Source organism: Fictibacillus phosphorivorans (genome assembly GCF_001619875.1).
Lineage (GTDB): Bacteria > Bacillota > Bacilli > Bacillales > Fictibacillaceae > Fictibacillus > Fictibacillus phosphorivorans_B.
The window spans coordinates 249,468-271,256 of sequence record NZ_LRFC01000037.1; the positions used below are offsets into that span (position 1 = coordinate 249,468).

A 21,789-nucleotide genomic window follows, 5' to 3' on the forward strand; every position below is an offset into this window, starting at 1 on the left:
ACAAAATGCGATACGGCAATTTTTAACAGTTTATTTCCAGCTTACTTCATTTAAAATTTTCACGGCATCTGCATTATTTTCCCCAAGCTCCGAAAGGTTAAGATCTTGTTCTTTAAACTCACCCCAAGATTTTAAAAGCTCAGAAGGTTCAACTTCTTTATTAACAGGGTACTCATAGTTCGCTTCAGCAAAAACTTTTTGAACATCAGCGCTTGATAAGTATTCCATTAACTTGATGGCATTTTCTTTGTTCTTGGCATACTTTGTTACACCGATTCCACTGATATTAATATGTGTTCCTGTAGTCTCTTGGTTAGGGAAAAACACACTTAGCTGTTTAGCAACCTTAACTTCTTCAGGATCCTCAGAGTTTAGCATCTGTCCAAAATAGTAAGAGTTCATGATCGCCACATCACCTTCACCAGCAACGATACCTTTTGCTTGATCACGGTCACCGCCTTGAGGGTCGCGAGCCATGTTTTTAACGATACCTTCTGCCCAATTCTTAGCTTCTTCTTTTCCGTTTAAAGAGATAAAAGAAGACACTAATGATTGGTTGTAAATATTTTCAGAAGAACGAATAAGCACTTTCCCTTTCCATTTGTCCTCTGTTAGTGCTTCATAAGTAGATAACTCAGATGGATCCACTTTATCCTTAGAATAAACGATTACACGCGCACGTTTCGTTAATCCGTACCACTGTTTGTCTTTATCTGCTAAATTCTCAGGAATGTTTTTATTTAAAGTCTCACTTTCAACGCTTTGAAGTAGATCTTTTTCCTTTGCCCAATGTAAACGGCCTGCATCAGATGTGAAGAATAGATCTCCTTTTGTAGCCTTTCCTTCTCTAGAAAGGCGCTCGATCAATTCATCTTCTTTTCCCTTAATTACGTTTACCTTAATTCCAGTCTCTTTTGTAAAGTCAGCAAAAATTTGATCGTCAACATCATAATGACGGCTTGTGTATAAATTAACTTCGCCGCTATTTTTCTCTTCTTTACTTGCTGCTTTGTCATTGCCTGAACTTGCCCCATCATTTGACTTCCCGCATCCTGCCATAATGACAGCTACTATTAGAACCATAATGATCGTTGTGAATAAATTCTTTTTATGCATGATCCCCTTGCTCCCTTTATGTATAAAATTTAATTGAAAACGATTATCAACTTCAATTTTAATTATAATGATAATCATTCTCAAGTCAATGGTTTTTTCATTAAAATTAAAGGCTTTTCTAAAAGATTGTTGACTTGCAAACCTCATTTTTTATTTTCTTCTGTGTCCGTTGATTGGAGTGTAAGGTGTGAGACTCTCGGCTAGGACAGGCTGGCAGTCCGAAAAGTGGAAGTGGCTCGTTCAGCCCCGACAAGCAAAAGGTGAATGGACTAGGAAGGCGCACTTTGCCTTCTGACCATTTAGCTTTTGACCTCGAGGGGCTAGCCACTGCAACTAGACAGGTGAGACACTAAAAAGTGAAACGTTACCAATGTGGCTCACCGCCTGCCCCGCGGTAAGCGAGCACCTGGAACGGAAATCAACTACTTCCAAAAGCAACTAAGTTTAAGCTGCAACCAAAAAACCTCCATGAAGTCATAAACTTCTTTGGAGGCTACTCTTGATTTAGAGGTTTCCACTGGTTATATACCCAATTTCCCAGCTTATTATATCCCCTGCGATTAGGATGCAAAGAATCAGAAAAATACATATCCTTTTCAACATTTTCGTAAAGTTCAAATGTTGAGATGTACTTTGTAAGTGTGCTTTCTTTACTTACCTCAATGATCGCTTCATTCCAAGACCGGATGCTATCGGAAGCAGTTGGATCATATGCTTCGCCAAAATAAGGATTATATAGTCCTAATACATAGACTGGAGCAAACGAGTTATTTTCCCTTACAACAGTCAATGTTTTGCTGAGATTGTTTCTTAACTTTTCTTTCCCAAGCAGAAGAGGCTGCTGAGGCAGCTTACGGAAGTTCCAACCTGCAGAATGCCTAAAATCATTGGTTCCTATGAATACAAACACATGATCAGCTTGCTTTAACGCTTTAAGCACTACACCATTTTCAAGTTGTTTTAACAATTGATCTGAACGTTGTCCGCTAATTCCAAAGTTATTAACGATAACATTACGCCCTGTTTGTTTTTGAATATTTCTTCTGACAATGCCTATATAGCCTGTTTTAGAGGGATCTCCCACACCGTATGTCAACGAATCTCCAAGAGCAACAATTTTTATAGTTTTTGTCTCACTCGCAACTTCTGACTTACCAAAGTTCTGAAAAATGAGGAATAGAAGTATAGCAAGAGCTGCTCCGCCAATTAGCCATTTCTTTGATACTTTCCGCACATCATATCCTCGATTCTAGTTATTGTTATCTTACTTTTTACCATAATGCGGGAAAATATCAAGTAATGAATGTGCTATTTGATGCGATAATCTTCAGATGTAAGAGATGTGTCTTCCCAAAGGTTTTCTTTGTCATACTGATACGTATCTTTTTTTACAAAAGAATGAATGAGAAGTGCTACTCCCCCGCACAATAGACATGCAGGTACTAATGTAATAAGGAAACCGGTCATATTCATCCCCCCTGTACAAAACTATATGAGGAAGAGATTGCGATTATGAGACAGAGAATGATTTATAGAAAATGAGGGTAAAGGACATAGAAGAATTTAGACGGAGGTGCCTTTGTGGGATTCATATTCATATTATTGTATTTCGCAATTATTGCGATTGTAATTGAAATTAATGTACTGCTCTTCACCCTTACCGGCTTAAAAAAGGAAATCGCCCGCTTTCAGGTAATCTCAATGTTTACTGCTACTGGATTTACAACAGGTGAATCTGAGTTAATCTTAGAACACCCTATTCGAAGACGGTTAAGTACGTTCCTTATCCTGTTCGGTGCTTTTTCACTTGCCGTCATTATCTCCTCGATCAGCAACATTCTAGCTGATGAGTTTAAATCTATAGAGCTTGGCGTTATTATTTTAGTCCTGATTGCGCTGTATCTGACTTTAAGCATCCCAAAGTTTAAGAACTTTATGAGTAAATCGTTTGATAAACATCTGCAAAAGAACTACAACATTTCCGATCTGCCATTGCGTGAAGTTATGTATTTTGAAGAAGATGATGTTGTCGTAGAGCTGCCCATACACAAAGGGTCTTCTATAATTGGAAAGAAGTTAGAGGATGTTATTCAAACAGATGAGGACTTGCTCGTATTATTTATTAAACGTGGGGATGTAACAATTAGAAAAGATAGCTACACGACAGAGATCCAAGAAGGAGATATGATTTTTCTTTATGGACACCAAGATTCACTACAAGAACGATTTAAAGATGAGATGGAAGAATTGAAAAAGAGCGAGGAAAAAAAAACATCTAATGGGAGCCACTTGTAGCTCCTGTTTTTTATGCCTAAAGAAGATTTTTCAAATGAGGTAAGTAAAAAAAAAGAACCTCTTCATTAGAGATTCTGTATTAACCCACTTCCCTAACTTGTACAGGGACAAAGGACAATAATAAAGAAATAATATTATTTATTTGCTCAGGAGTAATATGTATTCCATCGTTTGCTAATAACTCTTCTTTAAGCTTAATGATTGAATCTACTTCCTCAAGAGTTGCATCTGTCAGGCAATAATCTATCGTATTTAGTAATTCCAATAATTGATTGTTTTTATTAGTTATGTAATATGTAGTATCCACTAATAAACACCCCCCACTATCATTATTATCGAAAATAAGGTAATTTTCCTACAAAAACAATTCGTCAAATGACGACATATCTTACTTATTATGGATTATCCACTATACTACCCACCTATTTATGTCGAAAAAAATCGAAATAACAGGAATAAAGTCCTAATTTAAAAGTTTGTGTTATCTTCATTTCCTAAAAGGTTTACATATAAAAGCAAAATTACTTTAGTTAAATAACTTTGATAAGGAAGCAAATGGGGATATACTTTCTTCCGCCTTTGTTTTATAAACCAGTTTTTCAGGTTCGAAAAGCTTCGACTCCAAGTATGAAGTAGGATTTTTAACAATCTCTATATTTTTATAGATTCTCTTAAAAATTCTTGCTGTGTTAATAGCATCATCTAAAGCTCTATGTTTTGAACCTTGATGTGAGAGTTCCATCGTTTGAAGTGCACGTGACAATCCATAACGAAACCCTTTCTCACTATCGTGAAGCAAACTAAAATGAAATTGAAGATCATTATGGTTAATAATCCAATCTGTTTCTGCTTGGTGAAAAGTCGAATCTGTTATGAGCGCCCATTTATCCTCTGGCCCCCACGAACATAAGTAATACTCCTCAAGCCCGATCCACGATCTAAAATTTTCTATAGCTTCTGCATAAACGGGAGCAGAAATTAAATCTTTTTTTGTTATACCCGTTAAATTCGTTATCCGTGAATTCAGCTTATCCATTTTTGGCTGGACAAACGTTTGGAACGTATCAAGTATTGTCAGCTCTCCATTGACTTCTGTCATTCGGATAGCACCAATTTCAATAATCTCAGATAACCTGTTGGTCATTTCTAAATCATAAACAATATATTGCATCCCTTTTCACACCTGCCTTTCATCATTCGCGTCGTTAAATGGGTTCCTACCATATATTGTAGATGATATGTTAACAAAATGAAATATTACATAAGCTATTTACTACATGTAAAAGGGTGCCACAGTTAAAAGAAATAGGTTTTTCTTTTGGCTCACCTATTTCCTTGTTGAGAACAGCTTGAAGTGGAAAGAAATTTTACTTAAAATGCCTTACTTCATTTTATGTAATGATTCAGCTTAGATGTCAGTCTATTCTAAATGGCTATAAGTTTCTTAATCTGCCATATTTTCATTTTCAATTTATGCATTCTTTTGTTAACATTGTTATTGGCTATTTAACTATATGAATTACATAATGAGGGATTATCATGAAAAAAATATTACTATTTGTTCTTATAATTGGTTTGCTTACTACTACTGCTTGTTCAAAAGAAACTAAACAAGATGAACAAGGTGCAACAGAAACGAAGACTGATAACAATAATGAAAAAGCCACCGAATCTTCTAGTGGTGAAGACAAAGAAGATGCAGATGCAGCTGAACCAGCAGCAACAGAAGATGATAACAATGTAGATGCTGATGAAGAGAATGCAGATACAAATGAAAAAGAGTATTTAACTGAAAATCACGAATTTGTAGCAAGTGAACTAACGAACCTTTCTGAAAAGCAAATAAGCGATAAATGGGGGAAACCAACGCGATCTGAAGAAATAAAATATCGATACTCTGGCACGACAGAGTTTGTCCCTGCAGTCGTAAAATATTATCAAAACGAGAAGTTTGCTGTCACTTTTGTTGAGGGAAAAGCTGCCCGCCTAGTCTATTCCGTAATTGAAGAGGAAATTCTCTTTACGGATGATGAAAAAGTAAGAGCACTTGAACTTGCCGGACTTCCAACAGACATAGAAGAAACAACTGATACTGATACAGCTTTTGTCTACAACGAGCTTGGTGATGTATATGAAGTAACGATGTTTTCAAAAGGGGAATTTGTAGATTATCTTTATATCATTTTAGATGAAGCTTACAAATAATTTATTAGACGGCAACTCCATGAAATAAGGCGTTTATCACCGTTTCTATGCTTATCCATCTTGCATAAAATAGAGTGAGGAGAGAAATCGGCTTCTCATAGTGCAAGAAGAGGAGTGAAACCATGTCGTCGAGAAAGTACTGTTCTGATAGCTTTACGCTTTATGTGGTACTATTCGTGCTGCTCATTATTGTCGGAGCCGTTTCGTTTAGCGGTAACTGCTGTGTTTATTCTTATCCTTGCTCATATGGATACGGATTCTCAGCAAACGCACCCATTAATGGTTATTGGAACGCGTAAAAAAACAAGACCACCATTTCTGCAAAGAAAATGGCGGTCTCTTTTTTTATAGCTTCTCTCTCATGCTGTCTGCAATCGGTTCAACTTCTGACCCTACTACTACCTGTATATTTTGGTTATTCAGCTTTATTAATCCTTTGGATCCAGCTTTTCTCAGACCCTCTTCATCTACTTGGGAAAGATCTTTAATCTGAACTCTCAATCTCGTAATACAGTTATCAAGCTGAACAATATTTTCTATACCTCCGAGCGCATCTAAATAAGCTAAAGCCGTTGCATCATATTTTTCATTTGTTGTTGTAGAAGTTGCTGCAGCCTCTGAAACAATCGTTTCTTCATCTTCTCTACCAGGTGTTTTCAAATCAAGCTTAACAATTAAATAACGGAATACGCCATAGTACAGTACAAAATAAACCGCTCCTATCGGCAACAGCAACCAGCCATTTTGAGCAATCCCAATATTTAAGAAGTAATCGATTGCTCCAGCTGAAAACGTAAAGCCATGATGAATATCAAATAATACTGCTACAGACATTGAGGCTGCTGTTAATACAGCATGGATCACATAAAGTAGTGGTGACAAGAACATAAAAGCAAATTCAATCGGTTCTGTAATCCCTGTTACAAAAGATGTAAGTGCCATACTTCCTAACATCCCCGCAACTGCTTTCTTACGGTGTTTTTTTGCTGTATGAATCATTGCTAAACAAGCAGCCGGCAACCCAAACATCATAACAGGGAAGAATCCTGCCATATAGAATCCTGCCTTAGGATCTTCAGCAAAAAATCTCCACAAATCTCCCGTTACTACCTTTCCGTTTTCTCCTGTAAACTCCCCAAATACAAACCATAAAAAGCTGTTAAGTACGTGATGCAGACCTAGTGGAATTAATAAGCGGTTAAAGAAACCAAAGATACCTGCACCGATTGCACCTGCACTCGTAATCCAAGTCCCAACGTTCTCTAATCCCATTTGAATGTATGGCCAGATGAATCCAAAAACTAAGGCTAAAACTACCATCGTTCCTGCAGTCACAATGGGTACAAAACGTTTACCGCCAAAGAATGATAACCATTCGGGAAGTTTTGTATTATAAAATCTATTATATAAGAGCCCAGCAACAACCCCGGCTAAAATTCCACCGAGCACCGACATATCAAAGTTGCCTTCAAACCCTAAATTCTCAATGGCAAACGCTTTGGCACCTTCTGTTAATACAAAGTACCCTATAGCCCCTGCAAGACCCGCTGCTCCACTGCCGTCTTTAGCTAGCCCAACAGCAACCCCAATTGCGAAAATCAATGCTAAGTGACCGAATATGGCATTACCTGCTGCCGCCAAAAAAGGAATGTTTAGTAAATCTTCTTGACCAAATCGCAGAATGAGTCCCGCTGCTGGAAGAACAGCAATAGGAAGCATGAGTGCGCGGCCTATGCGCTGCAAGAATCCTAACATAATAACCTACCCCTCTCACTTTTTAGTGAACATGCGTATCGCTTCCTTTAATTTGCCATCATGTTGAGCTAGATAAAGTTTTGCGTCATTTGGAGCTACTCCTGTTATTAACTGAAATATCGCTGCCTTCGTATTACCCTCTTGGGCACGCATTGCGTCCTCTGCTTCTTTTTCTGACACACCAGCAGCTTCCATGATAATATTCTTTGCACGCAGTTTTAGTTTTTCGTTGGTTGGCTGAACATCTACCATTAAGTTGCTGTACACTTTGCCCCATCTCACCAAGCTGGCTGTACTGATCATATTAAGAACAAGCTTTTGAGCGGTTCCAGCTTTCATACGGGTAGAACCAGTAACGACTTCTGGTCCTGTTATAACAGGAATACTGATATCCGCAAGCTTCTGCATAGGTGTGTCTGCAGCACAGATGAGTGCAGCCGTAAGTGCACCTTGTGCTTTGGCGTAATCCATTGCACCTAAGCAATAAGGAGTTCTGCCAGAAGCTGCAATCGCGACGACAACATCTTTATTCGTAAGATTTAGTTGTTGAAGATCAGATTTCCCTAATTCTGAATCATCTTCTGCACCTTCAATAGCATGCTGAAGTGCATAATCACCACCTGCGATCACCCCTACTACTAAATTCGGGTCCGTCCCATAGGTTGGCGGACACTCAGAAGCATCTAAAACGCCTAACCTTCCGCTCGTTCCTGCCCCGATATAGATAAGTCGTCCTCCATTTTCAAAAGCTGTCACCACTTTTTCTGCTACCTTACTAATCTCAGTTAAGACAGGAGTAATACAACTGACAACTCCAAGATCGGCTTCGTGTATTTTTTGGACCACTTCTAGTGTTGAAAGTTCGTCAATATTTAATGTGTCTGGATTCCTTTTTTCTGTAGCCAATTTGGTTAAGTCCATCATGATCTCCTTTAAATTTGTTGATTTAAAAACACAAACTTCTTTCCGCTCCCCACGTACTTTAACAATGGCAAGCTTTCATCTCTTACCATCCCAACTGCATTTGTTTTAGGATTAGCCGGCAAGTCGTCCAAGCAGATTTGAAGCTCTCCTGCATACCTGCCATATAATTGGTTGTCTATCGTAATTGTGCCCTTTGTAAAACACGTTGGATTTTGAATTTCTTGGAGCCATTTAGAAGGCTTTGTTCTAGATTCAACCGAACGAATGACGTATTGTGCAGCATCCATTCTATTTGTGTGAACCGAGTTATATAGGTTGACGTATCCTTCGCTAATATCAACATAAAGCGGAACTATACCATCCATTAAATATCGGAAAGCCTCCAGAGTCTGGTCAGTTAGATTTAAATCTCCCACACAAATTTTGTCTGTACCTAGTTCGCTTAGTTCAAATGATCCATGTACAGGTGTTGTAGATCTCTGATTTTCAATCGTAGGAAGTCCCTCATGCAACGGACCGCGTAATAAATCGTCACCTTTAATAAAGCCCATCGTTTTTATACCGTAACGGTGAAACAAATCATTTCGTGCTTTCAATGAATGACTTGAAATGCCTGTATATGGTTTTGGATAAAAGTTATGCCAAGCTTCTGTTTGAGTTACTTGTAATCCTTCATCCACTAATTCCTTAAGCTGTACTTCATCAATGGTACTCGCGTTCAATCCAATTTTAAGAGAATGGGACAGCCAAGCAATCTGCTTGGCTGTAAACCCATAGTCCATCCTGATTCCTGTGATGCCCCAGTCTTTTAAGGAAGGCAGTTCAGAAATCCCTAAATCTAATCGTTCAAGGGAAGCTGGAGAAATATCTGCCATTACGTCCATATGAAAACTTTGAGCTGTATTGCCTAACCATTTTACTTGTTTAATAAAATCTACATCTCTTTCTTCTGGGATATGAAGAGAAGTAAAGATGTACTGAAAACCGTTTTTAGCAGCCTTTTCGATCCAGTTTTTATTGAATGTGTCTGATTCGCTTAGATAAATTGAAATGCCATAACACAAAGAAGGTCCACTCCTGTTTAAATGTCTTTTGCCATGCTCTCTTTAAATCCGAATGTCCATGTAAATAAGAAACCAAAGATATAAGCAATGACTAAACCAACTAAATAGAGAACCATTTCATTCGCATGGACAAGAAATACAAGCGGGATACCAGAAACACCAATTGCAACCGTTGCTATTTTAAAGAATGCTTGGAATGCTCCACCAACAGCAGCACCCAAACATGCCGTTAGGAAAGGGCGACCGAGCGGAAGGGTAACACCAAAGATTAACGGTTCACCGATCCCTAACATTCCGACAGGAAGTCCGCCTTTAATAACTTTCCGCAGCCTTTGATTTTTCGTTTTGAAATAGATGGCAAATGCAGCACCAACTTGCCCTGCTCCTCCCATCGCCAGAATCGGCAATAATGGGTCATCCCCAATCGTATTAATAAGCTCCATGTGTACTGGTGTTAAACCTTGATGAAGTCCTGTAACAACTAATGGTAAGAATGTACCTGCTAGAATAAGTCCTGAGAAAATACCGCCTACATCAAGAATATTTAATAAGCCTTTCGTGATGATATCTGATAAGAAACCACCTACTGGCTGAAGTACATACAGTGTGGCGAAACCTGTAATTAATAAAGCTAGTGTTGGAGTTACGATAATATCAATGGCTGCGGGAACAAATTTACGAATGCGCTTTTCAAGAAAGACAATAAATGCAGCAGCTAACATAACACCTATTAATCCACCACGCCCAACAACAAGCGGGTCACCAAAAAGCGTGATATTTGCCAGGTTCGGATTGATAATTAAGATGCCTGCTGCTCCTCCTAGTGCTGGTGTTCCTCCAAATTCCTTCGCAGTATTTATACCAACAAATACAGCCAGGTAAGCAAACAATCCTCCACCGATGACACCCATCATCTGCATGAATGATGTTTCTCTATCTACACCGTAGTTAATCGCAGCGTTTGTGATTCCCATGATCAAACCTGATGCAACAATTGCAGGAATTAACGGAATGAAGATGCTTGCAATCTTGCGTAAAAACTGTTTAAAAGGAGTTGCGTTCTTCTTGTTAATGGCATCTTTATTCATGCGCGCCATCTGCTCAAGATCCATTGGGTTTGTTTCATCAACCGATTCGATGTTCATTCCTGTTTCTTCGCTCATTGCCAGTGTTACACGGTTTACAATTCCAGGTCCGACAATAATCTGCAGTGTGTCATCTTCTACTAATCCCAATACACCATCCACATCTTTTAACCCTTTTAAATCTGCTTTTGAAGGGTCGTGTAAGTTCACACGAATTCTCGTCATACAATGCATCAATGATTGAATGTTTGATGAACCTCCAAGTTTTTCAATGATGCTATGAGCCATTTGCTGCTCTTTCCCCATTATCCTTCCCCCTCTTCGTAAACGCTTTCATTTTTATATAAAACGCTTGGATTAGCGTTTCATATCGATCATAAATTTGTAACGGTCACCTCTATAAACTGAATGTACTAACTCCAAAGGCATACCATTCGTCAAAAAGGTTTGCCTTTCAATGAGAAGCACGGGTGCACCTTTTGTTATCTCTAGTATTTCACTTTCAGCATCACGGGCAATTGATGCTTCTAAGCTTTGTGTCGCATAATCAATTTTAAAGCCTGCATTTTCTACCTCTGAATACAGTGAGCCCTCTTTAATATGACTTTCCTGAAGATAAAGCAGTTGAGCAGGAACAAAAGTGGTCTCAAACGCCATCGGAATATCATTTGCAAGGCGAACCCGTTTGATCTCATAAATTTTTTGGTTCTCTGGAATTTCTAAAGCTTTCGCTAATCTTTGATTGGCACTTATGGTTTGAAAGGATATAAGTTTTGATGCTGGCCGATATCCCCTTGACCTCATATCTTCTGTAAAACTCGTAAGTCCCAGGAGCTTCTGTTCTATTTTTTTAGCAGATACAAATGTCCCTTTTCCTTTCTGGCGTGTTAAATATCCATCATTCACAAGATTATTTATTGCTTGACGGACAGTCATTCGACTGACTTCATAGTTTTCAGCAAACTCTCGTTCAGAGGAGATCATCGTTCCCGTTATCCATTCTCCCTTTTCAATCTTTTGTTTGATTGCTTCTTCAATCTGAAAATAAAGAGGCATTGGTGATTTTTTATCGATCATATAAATGTTTCAACTCTCCTTACCTAAAAAAGATTCCTTGCAACTTCTACTTTTCAAATGATCTACCTGCCAGGAACCTTGAAGTGCTTTTTTTTTAGTAGTTGAAGCTTGATGAAAGAAAAGTTTTCATGTCCACTCCCATATTACTTTATGCCAAGCGTATCATTGTTATAACTAGTTGTCTATACCAGTCAGAAAATTCAAATAAAATGAGCTAAGGCTAAAGATTAGCGCCTTAGCTCGATAAAGTTAGTACAACAAATATTGTGCTCTTAATTTCTTAAATTCCTCAAGTTCATCATTGTAACGAGCGACGATTTCATCAACACTGCGTCCTGATTTAATATAGTCTCTTACCCACCCATTGCCAATTAAAAGGTCAAAGAAAGAGATTCCTTTACTGTCTTCTGCGCGGAAATGAAAATCATTCGGGTATAGGTCATGGATAGCCTTTACTAAAGTAATTCCTGATAAAACTGGCTGAAATAATTTCTCATCCGTCACATGAATCTCTACACCGTGAGATAGCTTACCGACATGTTTTGAAGAGGCAGGGATAAAGGATGCTGAACGGAATTTAATACCCGGTAAAGCTTCATCATTTAGTTTTTTTGCTAGATCATCCCCATTTATAAATGGAGCTCCAATTAACTCAAACGGTTTCGTTGTTCCTCTTCCCTCTGAAACATTGGTTCCTTCAATAAGCGCACTTCCTGGGTAAACCAGCGCTGTATCTTTTGTTGGCATGTTTGGAGAAGGAAGCACCCATTCGAGTCCGCTATCTTCATATGCCCAAGATCGTTTCCAGCCTTTCATTTCTACTACCTTTAAATCGGCTCCGATGTCAAATTCTTCGTTAAACAAGTTCGCCAATTCTCCTACAGTCATACCGTGTCTTAATGGAATCGGGTATAAGCCTACAAACGAGGAATAAGCGGGATCTAACACTGGACCCTCCACTTGTTCACCGCCTAAAGGATTTGGACGGTCTAAGACAACAAAAGGAATGTTGTTCTCTTTTGCTGCTTCCATCGCATAAGCCATTGTATAAATGTACGTATAGAAACGCGTTCCAACGTCTTGAATATCAAATACAAGAACATCGATTCCTTCAAGCATCTCAGGAGTAGGTTTTTTTGTCGCTCCATATAAGCTATAGACGGGAAGCCCCGTTTTTGGATCTGTGTAAAACTCAACATATTGACCGGCTTGTGCACTGCCTCTCACTCCATGTTCAGGACCATACAATGCTTTCAGCTCAATGTCAGGGTGATTGTATAAAACATCAACGATGCTGTTTAAGTTACGGTCAATTCCTGTAGGATTCGTAATCAAACCTACATTTTTACCTTTTAAAACGCTCATCTCCTGATCTAACAGTCTCTGTAAACCGGTTTTAAAGTTTTGCCTATGCTCATAACTTTTATTTTGATTAGTAGCTTGTGCACCTGGAAGTACAAAAGATAACATGAGCAACAGCGTTAAAAAGATTCCCCATTTTTTCATCTTCTTCTCCCCTTTTTAGTAGCTTAATCCATGACCAAACGGATAGAGAACACTTGCTGCATCTTTAAAAATGGTAATCGGTAATTTTCCTGAAGGGTTGTTCATACCAAAGATTGTTTCTGCTGCAGCTCCAAAGCTCGCATCTCTAAAGCCGTATTGTGTGATATAGGCTGCGACTTCTGGAAAAGCCATAATATCGTAAGGATTTCGAATGCCTACTGCAATTGTTTTTTCTGAAGCTGCATCAATCACTTGATTGACCATCTGCATTTGAGGAGAAGATGGCAAGCGTCCAGAAACGTTAAACGTATATGTTCCAAGCACCACTAAATCAGCATTTTGTACTTTTTGCAATTGTTCTTGACTTAAAGGCTGAGCAGATTTAATTAATTCAACCGAAGAATGATGAGCTGACAAAGCTTGTGTAAGATTTTCGCTATACGTGTTCCCCACTACTACAATCGATTTCTTTTCAGCTTTGTTAACGGGTAACACACCATTGTTTTTAACGAGCGTTATTGATTTTTTAGCGACTTCATTTTCTAAGTCTTTATGTGCTTTGTTTCCGACTACTTCTTCAGCGTGTGCAATTTTTTCATCGATTGGTGTTTCATTGACTTTTTTATAAATGCTGCGCTTAGCTTTTAACATTAATAAGCGTTCAACAGATTGATCTATTCTTTCTTCAGTAATTTCACCTTTCTCTACAGCCTCGTATAAACCGTTAGCTACTTCTTCTAATCCAACAGGCATTAAGATGATGTCTGTACCCGCATTAACAGCACGAATTACCGCATCAACTGAGCCAAAATGATCAGCGATCGCTTTCATATTCAATGCATCTGTAGAAATTACACCTTCAAATCCCATTTCTTTTCTCATTAAATTTGTTAATACTTCATGTGACAAAGTAGCAGGGAGAGCGATCTCTGTGCCATCCTTTTTTGAGATAACAGTGGTTGGATCAATTTTCGGGAAAGTTACATGGGCTGTCATAATGGCATCAATCCCTTGATTCATAGCCTGCTGAAAAGGATAGAGTTCTACCTCCAACAGCCTTTCTTTATCATGCGGAACAGAAGGAAGTCCTAGATGTGAATCAACCGCTGTGTCACCATGCCCTGGAAAATGTTTAGCTGTCGCAGCCATTCCTGCTGATTGTAGCCCTTTCGTATATGCTGTTCCTAAGTCAGCAACAAGCTGAGGATCGCCACCAAATGACCTGACACCAATAACTGGATTATCAGGGTTATTGTTTACATCTAATACTGGAGCTAGGTTCATGTTTATACCAAGCGAGTGAAGCTCTGAGCCAATAGCGTGTCCGACAGATTCCGCCAGTTCTGTTGATCTTGTTGCACCAAGCGCCATATTTCCTGGGAAATCGGTACCACTCTGCAAACGTGTCACAATTCCGCCTTCTTGGTCGATTGATATTAGTAATCCATAGTCTTCATTCGCCTTCTTATACTCATCAACTAGTCTAGTTGTTTGCTCTGTGGTTACAACATTCTCTCGGAAAAGAATCACACCGCCAAGATGATATTTTTTCACGAGCTCCTTAATCTCATCATTCATTTCTGTTACATTTTTTCCATTCCAAGTACGAAAATCAGGCATTAACATTTGTCCGATCTTTTCCTTTACAGACATTGATTCGATAGCTTTTGTAATAAGGTCGTATTTTGCACCTTCTTGTTTTAATAACTTTGTTTCTCCGTCTTTCACATGGATGCCAATTCTGTCGAAAGATTTGCCATCTGTTACGACAATATATGTTCTGCCGTTCTTTCCACTTAGAGTTACAACACCGTCTTGATTAACTGTTGCAACCGTTCTGTTTAGTGAACTCCATTTCAAGTTTTTTGTTGTTTCAACATACGTTCCATCTACCTTTGTCGATAATGCGGTTAAATCGATGGAATTACCCAGAATCACATTAGAAAGTTGCGGCATATTTTGAGCAATGATTAATTCTGTTTCACTGTTTTGTTTGGCTAATACAGAATTTTCTTTTCCCACCCCTGCAAACATTGGGATCATTAACAAAGCAACTAATAAAAGATATCGAAACTTTATGGAATTCTTCAACACCAGTACCTCCCTTTATTTTGGTAGCGCTTTCTTTCTTTGTCACTTTTCGGTAGATAAAGTGCGGTTCCTGTCGCAAGGAAACAAAACAGAACTTAAGTACTTAACTCTTATAGGACTAGTTGTCTATACCAGTTTAATGAATTCACTTTTAAGGTAAAAAAGGCTTATGTAAAAAAGCTTTATCTACTTTTGGACAAAGCTTACACATTTATAGTAAACAATCTTATTTCATTGTGTGAGAATAAGAAGTTTGTTATGCAGATTTAGCCAAAAAAGCTTGCTCACTTATTGAATTAGATTTATAATTTTCTATGTCAGCAGCAAATGGGGGCTTAGCTCAGCTGGGAGAGCGTTTGGCTGGCAGCCAAAAGGTCAGCGGTTCGATCCCGCTAGTCTCCACCATACATAACAGTCAAAAACCCTTGATATACAAGGGTTTTTCTTTTTTGTTTATTTTGGATTTGCAATGACGATTTCCCTCTTGTCGCCGAATTGTCGCCGAAATCAATTTTTTAATGAAAATCGACCCTAAATTCCAACAGCAAGTGTTCCTAAACTTTTTAAGATTTTAATAAATATTGGAGACATTTGAACAAGTAAGTAAACAATTGATATTTTGCCTATCCCTTCCCAAATTTCCCCCTGATCCTTAAAGAACCCACAGAAAATTTTCCATACGATCATAGCTGAAGCAACAGGGAAAGAAATTGCAATCATTAGATCAATGAGTGGATCAAATAAATGTGCAAACGCTGCTATTACATCCCCCATTACTTTATCCGTTACTGCATTAACTGGTACCGCTGTTGCTGAAGATGATACTGCTATAACCTGACCGCATTGATTAATAGATTCCGCAGCAAATGCTTTTGGTGCAAAAATGAGCGGAACTAGTGTACCAGTTGCTATGGCTTTATACTTGCTGTAATCCTTCACTTTTAGTTCCTGAATATTGTGTTTTCTCTGCATAAATTCTGAAATTGTTCCAACTCTTTCAATCTTCTTTTGTCTGAACATGGTGAACCACTCCCCTATTTAATATCGTCAATCGTGAACACGTTGCAGGGAATCCCCCGGCATAGTTCCAGTAACTTCTTTTGTCGATAATCGTTTGTAGTCACCCATAACAGCAACGGGAAGTATCCGTAATCTCTGTGATTTTGGAATACTTTACTTTCATACAACTTCTTATACTTTTCGATTTTCTTCTTGTTGGCCGTCATGGTTGCATTATTATCCACTTCAAGAAAGTGCCACTTATTACTTTGTTTAAATGCTGCATCACATACAATCTGACCGCCAATCTTCTGTTCGATCTTCCATTCCTTTGGACATTGCGCAAAGATGTAAAACTGGTTCCTCATAATAAAGTGTTGCACTTGAGGAGTTTTCTTGCGGATCCGCTCACACCCAACCATTTCACGCCCTTCTTTTGAAAGATAATAAATGGTTTCTTTTCCTTCTTTTATTGATGAAAGATATTGTTTCATATCAGAAAGAACTCTATTGGTGTTCCTTGAACTACTTAGTGAATGTAATATCATTATCTGATCGCGGTTAAGAAAGTGGAGTGTTTTCAAAGAGAGCAAAATCCCCTGTTGCCTTTGGTTCATCTTTAGCTATCTCCTTTCTTGGTTGAATATGATCTTGGATGATTTCCTCCATTTCGTTATCAGGTAGCCACGGAGTTTGTAAGGTATACTTATCCGCACCGTTTTTATATATCGCCCTCCCTCTTATTACTGGAAGTGACTCAGCTCCCGGACTATCTAAAACCACCATAGATGCGCTTGTTCCATCCACTCGGAAGCAAAGCCTTGAATCACAGTTACGTTTCACTTGAATCGGAACAACATCCGCTGTTGGATGCTGGGTTGCAACAATAACCCGAATTCCCATAGCTCTACCAAGGCGTGCAATATTTGAAAGATAATACTCACATTTTTCTTTAATTTTTTTTGTGTCAGCATCCACTTCTTTGTGGCTGGCCAATTCTCCGATCTCATCAATAATGATGAAGTGACGCTCCTTTATTCCTGCATCAATTACGTTTCGGGCATTCATTTGTTTTAGTCGTTCAAGGATCTGTTTCATTTCCTCTACAACATTTTTTAAAGTTTCTTTCGCTTCGGCTGCCGTTTCTGCAAATCCTACAACCTGTTTACAGTCCCGAAAACGATTAAATTCAACCATTTTTAAATCGATAAGGGTAAATTTCACATTATCTGACTGTGTTCGCAAGAAGTGCGAGATCACCATATCTAGGAAAGCAGATTTCCCTCCTCCAACTGCGCCACCTACCAGCATGTTGTAAATCTGATCAAAGTCATGGAAAATGGTTTCCGTCCGATTTGATCCCATAGGAACGCGCCAACCTTCTTTCAATTCAATTTCTTTATAGTCTTTTTTATCTGGCATAGGTTGATTGTAAATTTTTATTTTAAGCATTCCGTCATAGGACATTTCAACTTCCTTTTGATGCGATTTTTCTTTTTTAAATATGTTTTTAAAATCTCCCTTTCTAAGCGCTTGAAAATCTAATGTTTGTGTTCTTTTCTTTGTGTTTAACCCATCTTGAATAGAATTTATTTTGCTCTGATAATCTTCAAAAGAACGACCGAGTGGAATTCTGTAAACTAATTCACGACCCCATTTTCTTTTTTTGTTCCGCACCAGCTGAGCAGTTAAAATCTTATCTCCCTCTTTTACATTTAATCCTGTGTTTGAAAAGATCCGCTGTATTTTTTGTCCTTCATTCATTCCTATACTGCCAACACCTGAACCTTTTGTTTTGGCATAAACGGCAATCGAACCAAATAGAAGGGAAGAAGCAATTTCAAAGAACATGAGCAACAACTCCTTTTTTTCATTTTTGAAAGAAAGCAGCACCACCGTTTTAGGTATTCTTCAGAGAGAATAAGTTAAGCAATCCAGAACAGTTTAAATTGACACCAAAACGGTCAACGATGCATTTAAACAGGTTTCTCGATTACTATGACAAGTGGGTAATTAATCAAGAAGTTTGTTCGGGAATAATAAAGGATATGGGCGCAGAGCTTGTCACTTGCCTGTACATAAAAAGATAAATTTAAAGGACAAGTATTTTTTTTGAAGAATTAATAAGCAGGAGGGTGATGGTAATGCATTTGGAGTGTATTTTAAATAAGTTGCTAAAGGAAAATGGAATCAAGCAAAGATTCATTGCTCAAAAGGCGAGTATTAGCGAAGGTACCTTGAGTTTAATTATTCGGGGAAAAACACTCCCTACTTTACCAGTTGCATTTAAAATTGCTGAAATAGTTGGAAAGCCAATAGAGGAAATCTGGATAAAAAGAGAACCCACCGAATAAGGCGGGTTCTTAATATGCATATTGAAATTTGATTGAAAGTCTTTCGCGATCTTCTTCTGAAACTGATTTAATCACTTTTAACGTTCTGGTCCTTCCTTCTTCCCACCGAATGTAACCAGCAGCCTTTAATATTTTCAAATGTCTATGTACTGTACTTTTTGATCTATGGCCGGATACCATAAGGATTTCTTCTATGGAAGGTGCATAGTTTCTACGCCTTATGTTCGTAACGATCGCATCAAAAACATTAAGTTGTGCCCTGGTTATTCTTTTCATGTCCATTCCCCTTTTAAACTGCAGCCTTTTTATAGTTAATGGAGAGTATGTTCTCCAATTTAAACACTCGTTGGGTTTTTCTCAGATGACAGTAAGCTCTTATTGTTGTTTCATTCATATCGTTTATAGAAATGATACGTTGGCTTACTTGGCCATTATTAGATATGTACATAATTTCAACGGGTATCTTATTCAAATGACATCTTGATAAGAAGCTTTTCATACTGTCATCCTCCCTTTATTCCTTATTATACCGAACATCTGTTCTTACTTTCAATATAAATAGAACGTATATTCGTATATAATTATTTCCATAAGGAGTGAATTTGATGCGATACGGGATTATGTTTACGGTTAAAGGTAAAACATAGAGCTGGAAAGTAACAATTATGGATTTTAAGAAGGCAAGGATGATTACATTTACAGTTGATGAAATCGAAGGCGACGAAATGGAAGATGATCTAAAGGAGTTCATGCGCGATCAATTGGAGAAGGTTGAAAGTGGGTATTGGGATTATACAGGAGCACATAATAAATAAAAAAACTAAGCTCACCTGCTTAGTTTTTTACCCATTTATAAAATTGTTTTAAATCATTAAAATAGCTATATCTTATTACTTTATCACGTTGTAATCTACCTACTACTATACCAGGGGCAATATTTATTGAATTTGCAAATCTAATAACTTTTTGTTTTGTTATTGGTTTTGATGTAATTAAATTCTCATAAAAATGTTTAGGGATTAATGTATTTGCCGCAAAACTATTTGCTTCGTCTTCTTTTTCAGCATAGATCTCATCGGTAATACCTTCAATAAATGTGAGTTTTTTACCGTGTAATAATATATGTGCTGCTTCATGAAAAAAAGTAAACCATAAATGGTCATTCGACTTATAACGCAAGCTAAGACTTATTAATGCTTTTTGAGAATTGACCCATTTCGTAGCTCCACTGACTTTACAACCTGGTATTTCTTGAAGAAACACTACTGCGACACCGGCTTTCGAGCAAATTTCTACCAATTTAGGGATGAAAACATTAGGGTCCTTTTCGTTGGTTAGCTCTCTGCATTCTATAATTGCTTCTTTAAACATTTTTTCATCAAATGGACTACATGAAATTGACTCAGCATTAAGTTCTGCCTTTCTTAACCATGCAGAGATAGCACCTTGATTACTATCATCGGATTTCCTAAAGGCTACTTTAGGATTCCAGATATCTTCCCAAGTTTCTACGGAGGCTACACCAAAAAACTTCAAAACTTCCCTAAGTTGATCAGTATCATTTTTAAAAGAGCTTATCCATCCCATTTTTTTCATTTCTTTAATGGGGAACTTTTCTAACCAGCCTTCACTCTCTTTTAAAAGTTCACTTTCTTTAACAAGGGCAAGTGATTCACGATAATTTTTTTCGAGGTTGTTCCAAAAAGACGCTGGAACCCCTAATACTTTTTCAAACTGTAATGCAGTATCTGGTGTGATACTTATCGTCCCTTTAATTATACCGTTAATTGTTTTGGTAGGTCTTCCTGTCCGTTTTGCTAATTCAGCTTGACTTAAACCTTTTGACTCAATAGTTTCCATTAGCGTCTCGCCTGGGATTACTATAAAATCGGGCTCGAAATCATAAAATTGTTCAACCATGATAATCAACCACCTCTATTATTAAAATGGCCGTAATTTGCCACCAATCATAACCACCATCCGGTTTTAAAGGTGGTGGATCGTTATATGGCTCGAAAACCAACCTAAACGGCTGTTTCAGTGTAACTGCAAATTGATTATCTCTATTACCAGTTAACTGATGGCATTCAGGTCCAGGTAAACAACTGATTTCCCCAAGGTTGCTTGCTGCTTTTAGCTCGGAAAGTCTCATCATTAATTTCTTCGCGATGTCCGGACCCCATTTTTTGACCATTTCTTGCTTATTTGAACATTGTTTTTGCAATTTTTGCTTCTTAAATTTTATATCCATTATATTCCCCTGTAGTGGAAAAGTTATTCACCTAAAAGGTTAATGAAAATGTTGACTGTATTCAGAATACACTTATCCCCTAAAATTGTAAATATATTTACATAATAAAAAAAGCCCCTCTCCGAAGAGAAGGGCTTTCACTTAACGTTCATCTAATTCTTCTTTTAAAGGTTCTTTCCTCAGTAATGATCGTTGACTATCGCCAATTCCCTCTACTGTAGGATCCTGCACGATACCTAGCATAGATAAAGCCACAAAAATAGCGTTAGCCACAGCCAACACCCATCCTTTAATCTCTTCAGTTAATACAAAGTCTGTCACTCCTGCACCATTTAGACCAATTGCAATCAATTGCGTGATGATTAATAGCTGAGAAATAAAAGCAGTTAGCCATACCGTATTTTTGAAACGAATTTTCCAGTTTATCATTACGATCCCTCCCTAAAATAGCTTCTCCCATGTAGCTGGGCCAACAATTCCATCTTGCTTAAGTTTCTTTCTCTTCTGATAAGCTTTAACAGCTGCTTCAGTTTTTGACCCAAAAATACCGTCGGCTTCTACGCCAACGGCTCGTTGAATTCTCTTTATGTTTTCTTTATCATTAGACCCTTTTTTAATAAGGTGACCTGGATAAGAAACGATTGCCTTTGATGATGGTTTCTTTTTTCCTTGAACTGGTTTTTGTTGAGCCGGAGCAAGCTTAGCAAATGTCTGTGGACCAGCTATACCGTCAACAGATAGTCCCTTTCTTTGTTGAAAATCCCGAACAGCATACTCTGTTTTCTTACCAAAGATGCCATCAACTGTTAAAGTGAATAACCCCGTTGCATTTAACTTTTGCTGCAGCTGTTTAACTGCCTCTCCTCGAGATCCGTATTTTAGTAAATCCTGTGGGGCTGGTTCTTTAGGTTGGTTCTCAACGATAGCAATTGGCTCTTCAATCGTTTTACGCGGTCCTGCATTTTTAGGCAAAATGATAAGACGCTTATTATCATTATTAAAGTTATGTTGAACTTCACCATATTGTTTGAAAGCAATTTGACCACGTAACGAGTCCATATCAAGTG

The 21,789-nt window shown here is 37.9% G+C and carries 25 protein-coding genes and 1 tRNA gene; 6 read left to right on the forward strand and 20 right to left on the reverse strand.

The annotated features are described in order from the left end of the window. Positions 1–30: 30 nt before the first annotated feature. From AWM68_RS16010 to AWM68_RS21530, 3 genes are all read right to left on the reverse strand, one after another. A complete protein-coding gene (locus tag AWM68_RS16010; protein ID WP_066244144.1) occupies positions 31–1,116 on the reverse strand; it encodes a Fe(3+) ABC transporter substrate-binding protein in 1,086 nt (361 codons plus the stop codon). Positions 1,117–1,609: 493 nt separating this feature from the next. Continuing rightward, complete coding sequence (locus AWM68_RS16015; RefSeq protein WP_066244046.1) at positions 1,610–2,350, reverse strand: GDSL-type esterase/lipase family protein; 741 nt, start codon at positions 2,348–2,350, stop codon at positions 1,610–1,612. A gap of 74 nt (positions 2,351–2,424) precedes the next feature. Next, positions 2,425–2,583, reverse strand: a complete 159-nt coding sequence (locus tag AWM68_RS21530; RefSeq protein WP_156488435.1) for a hypothetical protein — start codon at positions 2,581–2,583, stop codon at positions 2,425–2,427. 114 nt (positions 2,584–2,697) lie between these two features. Between AWM68_RS21530 and AWM68_RS16020 the strand changes: the two genes are divergently transcribed. Further along, entirely contained in the window at positions 2,698–3,411 is a 714-nt protein-coding gene (locus AWM68_RS16020) for a TrkA C-terminal domain-containing protein (RefSeq protein WP_066244049.1), read from the forward strand. Positions 3,412–3,490: 79 nt separating this feature from the next. Here AWM68_RS16020 and AWM68_RS16025 read toward each other — a convergent pair whose 3' ends face one another. Continuing rightward, positions 3,491–3,718 (reverse strand): hypothetical protein, encoded by a 228-nt coding sequence (locus AWM68_RS16025; RefSeq protein ID WP_066244053.1) that lies wholly within the window; start codon positions 3,716–3,718, stop codon positions 3,491–3,493. Between the two features lie 219 nt (positions 3,719–3,937). Continuing rightward, on the reverse strand, positions 3,938–4,582 hold the full coding sequence (locus tag AWM68_RS16030; RefSeq protein ID WP_066244055.1) for a 3'-5' exonuclease: 645 nt from the start codon (positions 4,580–4,582) through the stop codon (positions 3,938–3,940). 368 nt (positions 4,583–4,950) lie between these two features. Between AWM68_RS16030 and AWM68_RS16035 the strand changes: the two genes are divergently transcribed. Beyond that, entirely contained in the window at positions 4,951–5,616 is a 666-nt protein-coding gene (locus tag AWM68_RS16035) for a hypothetical protein (RefSeq protein ID WP_066244058.1), read from the forward strand. A gap of 122 nt (positions 5,617–5,738) precedes the next feature. Beyond that, entirely contained in the window at positions 5,739–5,915 is a 177-nt protein-coding gene (locus tag AWM68_RS21085; protein ID WP_082820738.1) for a YjcZ family sporulation protein, read from the forward strand. A 46-nt stretch (positions 5,916–5,961) separates the two neighbouring features. Here AWM68_RS21085 and nagE read toward each other — a convergent pair whose 3' ends face one another. From nagE to nagZ, 7 genes are all read right to left on the reverse strand, one after another. Continuing rightward, entirely contained in the window at positions 5,962–7,371 is a 1,410-nt protein-coding gene (gene nagE, locus AWM68_RS16040; RefSeq protein WP_066244063.1) for an N-acetylglucosamine-specific PTS transporter subunit IIBC, read from the reverse strand. Positions 7,372–7,386: 15 nt separating this feature from the next. Further along, on the reverse strand, positions 7,387–8,292 hold the full coding sequence (gene murQ / locus AWM68_RS16045) for an N-acetylmuramic acid 6-phosphate etherase (protein WP_066244066.1): 906 nt from the start codon (positions 8,290–8,292) through the stop codon (positions 7,387–7,389). 11 nt (positions 8,293–8,303) lie between these two features. Then, positions 8,304–9,359, reverse strand: coding sequence for a DUF871 domain-containing protein (locus tag AWM68_RS16050; protein WP_066244068.1), 1,056 nt, complete (start codon positions 9,357–9,359; stop codon positions 8,304–8,306). A gap of 17 nt (positions 9,360–9,376) precedes the next feature. After that, the gene (locus AWM68_RS16055; protein ID WP_066244071.1) at positions 9,377–10,750 is read right to left on the reverse strand and encodes a PTS transporter subunit EIIC; all 1,374 of its coding nucleotides are present in this window, start codon (positions 10,748–10,750) and stop codon (positions 9,377–9,379) included. 51 nt (positions 10,751–10,801) lie between these two features. Continuing rightward, positions 10,802–11,521 carry a GntR family transcriptional regulator gene (locus tag AWM68_RS16060; protein ID WP_066244074.1) on the reverse strand — a complete coding sequence of 240 codons (720 nt, stop codon included), beginning with the start codon at positions 11,519–11,521 and terminating at the stop codon, positions 10,802–10,804. 249 nt (positions 11,522–11,770) lie between these two features. After that, on the reverse strand, positions 11,771–13,027 hold the full coding sequence (locus AWM68_RS16065; protein ID WP_066244076.1) for an exo-beta-N-acetylmuramidase NamZ family protein: 1,257 nt from the start codon (positions 13,025–13,027) through the stop codon (positions 11,771–11,773). Between the two features lie 15 nt (positions 13,028–13,042). Further along, the gene (gene nagZ / locus AWM68_RS16070; RefSeq protein ID WP_066244149.1) at positions 13,043–15,070 is read right to left on the reverse strand and encodes a beta-N-acetylhexosaminidase; all 2,028 of its coding nucleotides are present in this window, start codon (positions 15,068–15,070) and stop codon (positions 13,043–13,045) included. Between the two features lie 377 nt (positions 15,071–15,447). Here nagZ and AWM68_RS16075 point away from each other — a divergent pair. Then, positions 15,448–15,523 (forward strand) — tRNA-Ala (locus AWM68_RS16075). 126 nt (positions 15,524–15,649) lie between these two features. Here AWM68_RS16075 and AWM68_RS16080 read toward each other — a convergent pair. From AWM68_RS16080 to AWM68_RS16090, 3 genes are read right to left on the reverse strand one after another with little or no spacing between them, the layout of a single operon-like run. Further along, complete coding sequence (locus tag AWM68_RS16080) at positions 15,650–16,138, reverse strand: hypothetical protein (RefSeq protein ID WP_066244079.1); 489 nt, start codon at positions 16,136–16,138, stop codon at positions 15,650–15,652. A 14-nt stretch (positions 16,139–16,152) separates the two neighbouring features. Beyond that, positions 16,153–16,734, reverse strand: a complete 582-nt coding sequence (locus AWM68_RS16085; protein WP_066244083.1) for a replication-relaxation family protein — start codon at positions 16,732–16,734, stop codon at positions 16,153–16,155. Beyond that, entirely contained in the window at positions 16,679–17,968 is a 1,290-nt protein-coding gene (locus AWM68_RS16090) for an FtsK/SpoIIIE domain-containing protein (RefSeq protein ID WP_066244085.1), read from the reverse strand. The genes AWM68_RS16085 and AWM68_RS16090 overlap by 56 nt, the downstream gene beginning before the upstream one ends. A gap of 293 nt (positions 17,969–18,261) precedes the next feature. Here AWM68_RS16090 and AWM68_RS16095 point away from each other — a divergent pair, with 293 nt between their 5' ends. Further along, the gene (locus AWM68_RS16095; RefSeq protein WP_066244088.1) at positions 18,262–18,471 is read left to right on the forward strand and encodes a helix-turn-helix transcriptional regulator; all 210 of its coding nucleotides are present in this window, start codon (positions 18,262–18,264) and stop codon (positions 18,469–18,471) included. A gap of 9 nt (positions 18,472–18,480) precedes the next feature. On the opposite strand, the gene AWM68_RS16100 is transcribed toward AWM68_RS16095, so the two are convergent. Further along, entirely contained in the window at positions 18,481–18,747 is a 267-nt protein-coding gene (locus tag AWM68_RS16100; RefSeq protein WP_066244093.1) for a hypothetical protein, read from the reverse strand. A gap of 410 nt (positions 18,748–19,157) precedes the next feature. On the opposite strand from AWM68_RS16100, the gene AWM68_RS22045 reads away from it, so the two are divergent. Further along, complete coding sequence (locus AWM68_RS22045; protein ID WP_269446798.1) at positions 19,158–19,286, forward strand: hypothetical protein; 129 nt, start codon at positions 19,158–19,160, stop codon at positions 19,284–19,286. A gap of 19 nt (positions 19,287–19,305) precedes the next feature. Here the strand turns inward: AWM68_RS22045 and AWM68_RS16110 are convergent, their stop codons facing one another. From AWM68_RS16110 to AWM68_RS16125, 4 genes are all read right to left on the reverse strand, one after another. Then, positions 19,306–20,391 carry a helix-turn-helix domain-containing protein gene (locus tag AWM68_RS16110; protein WP_066244098.1) on the reverse strand — a complete coding sequence of 362 codons (1,086 nt, stop codon included), beginning with the start codon at positions 20,389–20,391 and terminating at the stop codon, positions 19,306–19,308. Beyond that, entirely contained in the window at positions 20,384–20,722 is a 339-nt protein-coding gene (locus AWM68_RS16115) for a type II toxin-antitoxin system RelE/ParE family toxin (protein WP_066244102.1), read from the reverse strand. Before AWM68_RS16115 ends, AWM68_RS16110 begins: the two co-directional genes overlap by 8 nt. A 141-nt stretch (positions 20,723–20,863) precedes the next feature. Then, a complete protein-coding gene (locus AWM68_RS16120; protein ID WP_066244106.1) occupies positions 20,864–21,151 on the reverse strand; it encodes a phage holin in 288 nt (95 codons plus the stop codon). 12 nt (positions 21,152–21,163) lie between these two features. Next, on the reverse strand, positions 21,164–21,789 hold a 626-nt coding region (locus AWM68_RS16125), incomplete at its 5' end, for a peptidoglycan-binding domain-containing protein (protein WP_197468190.1).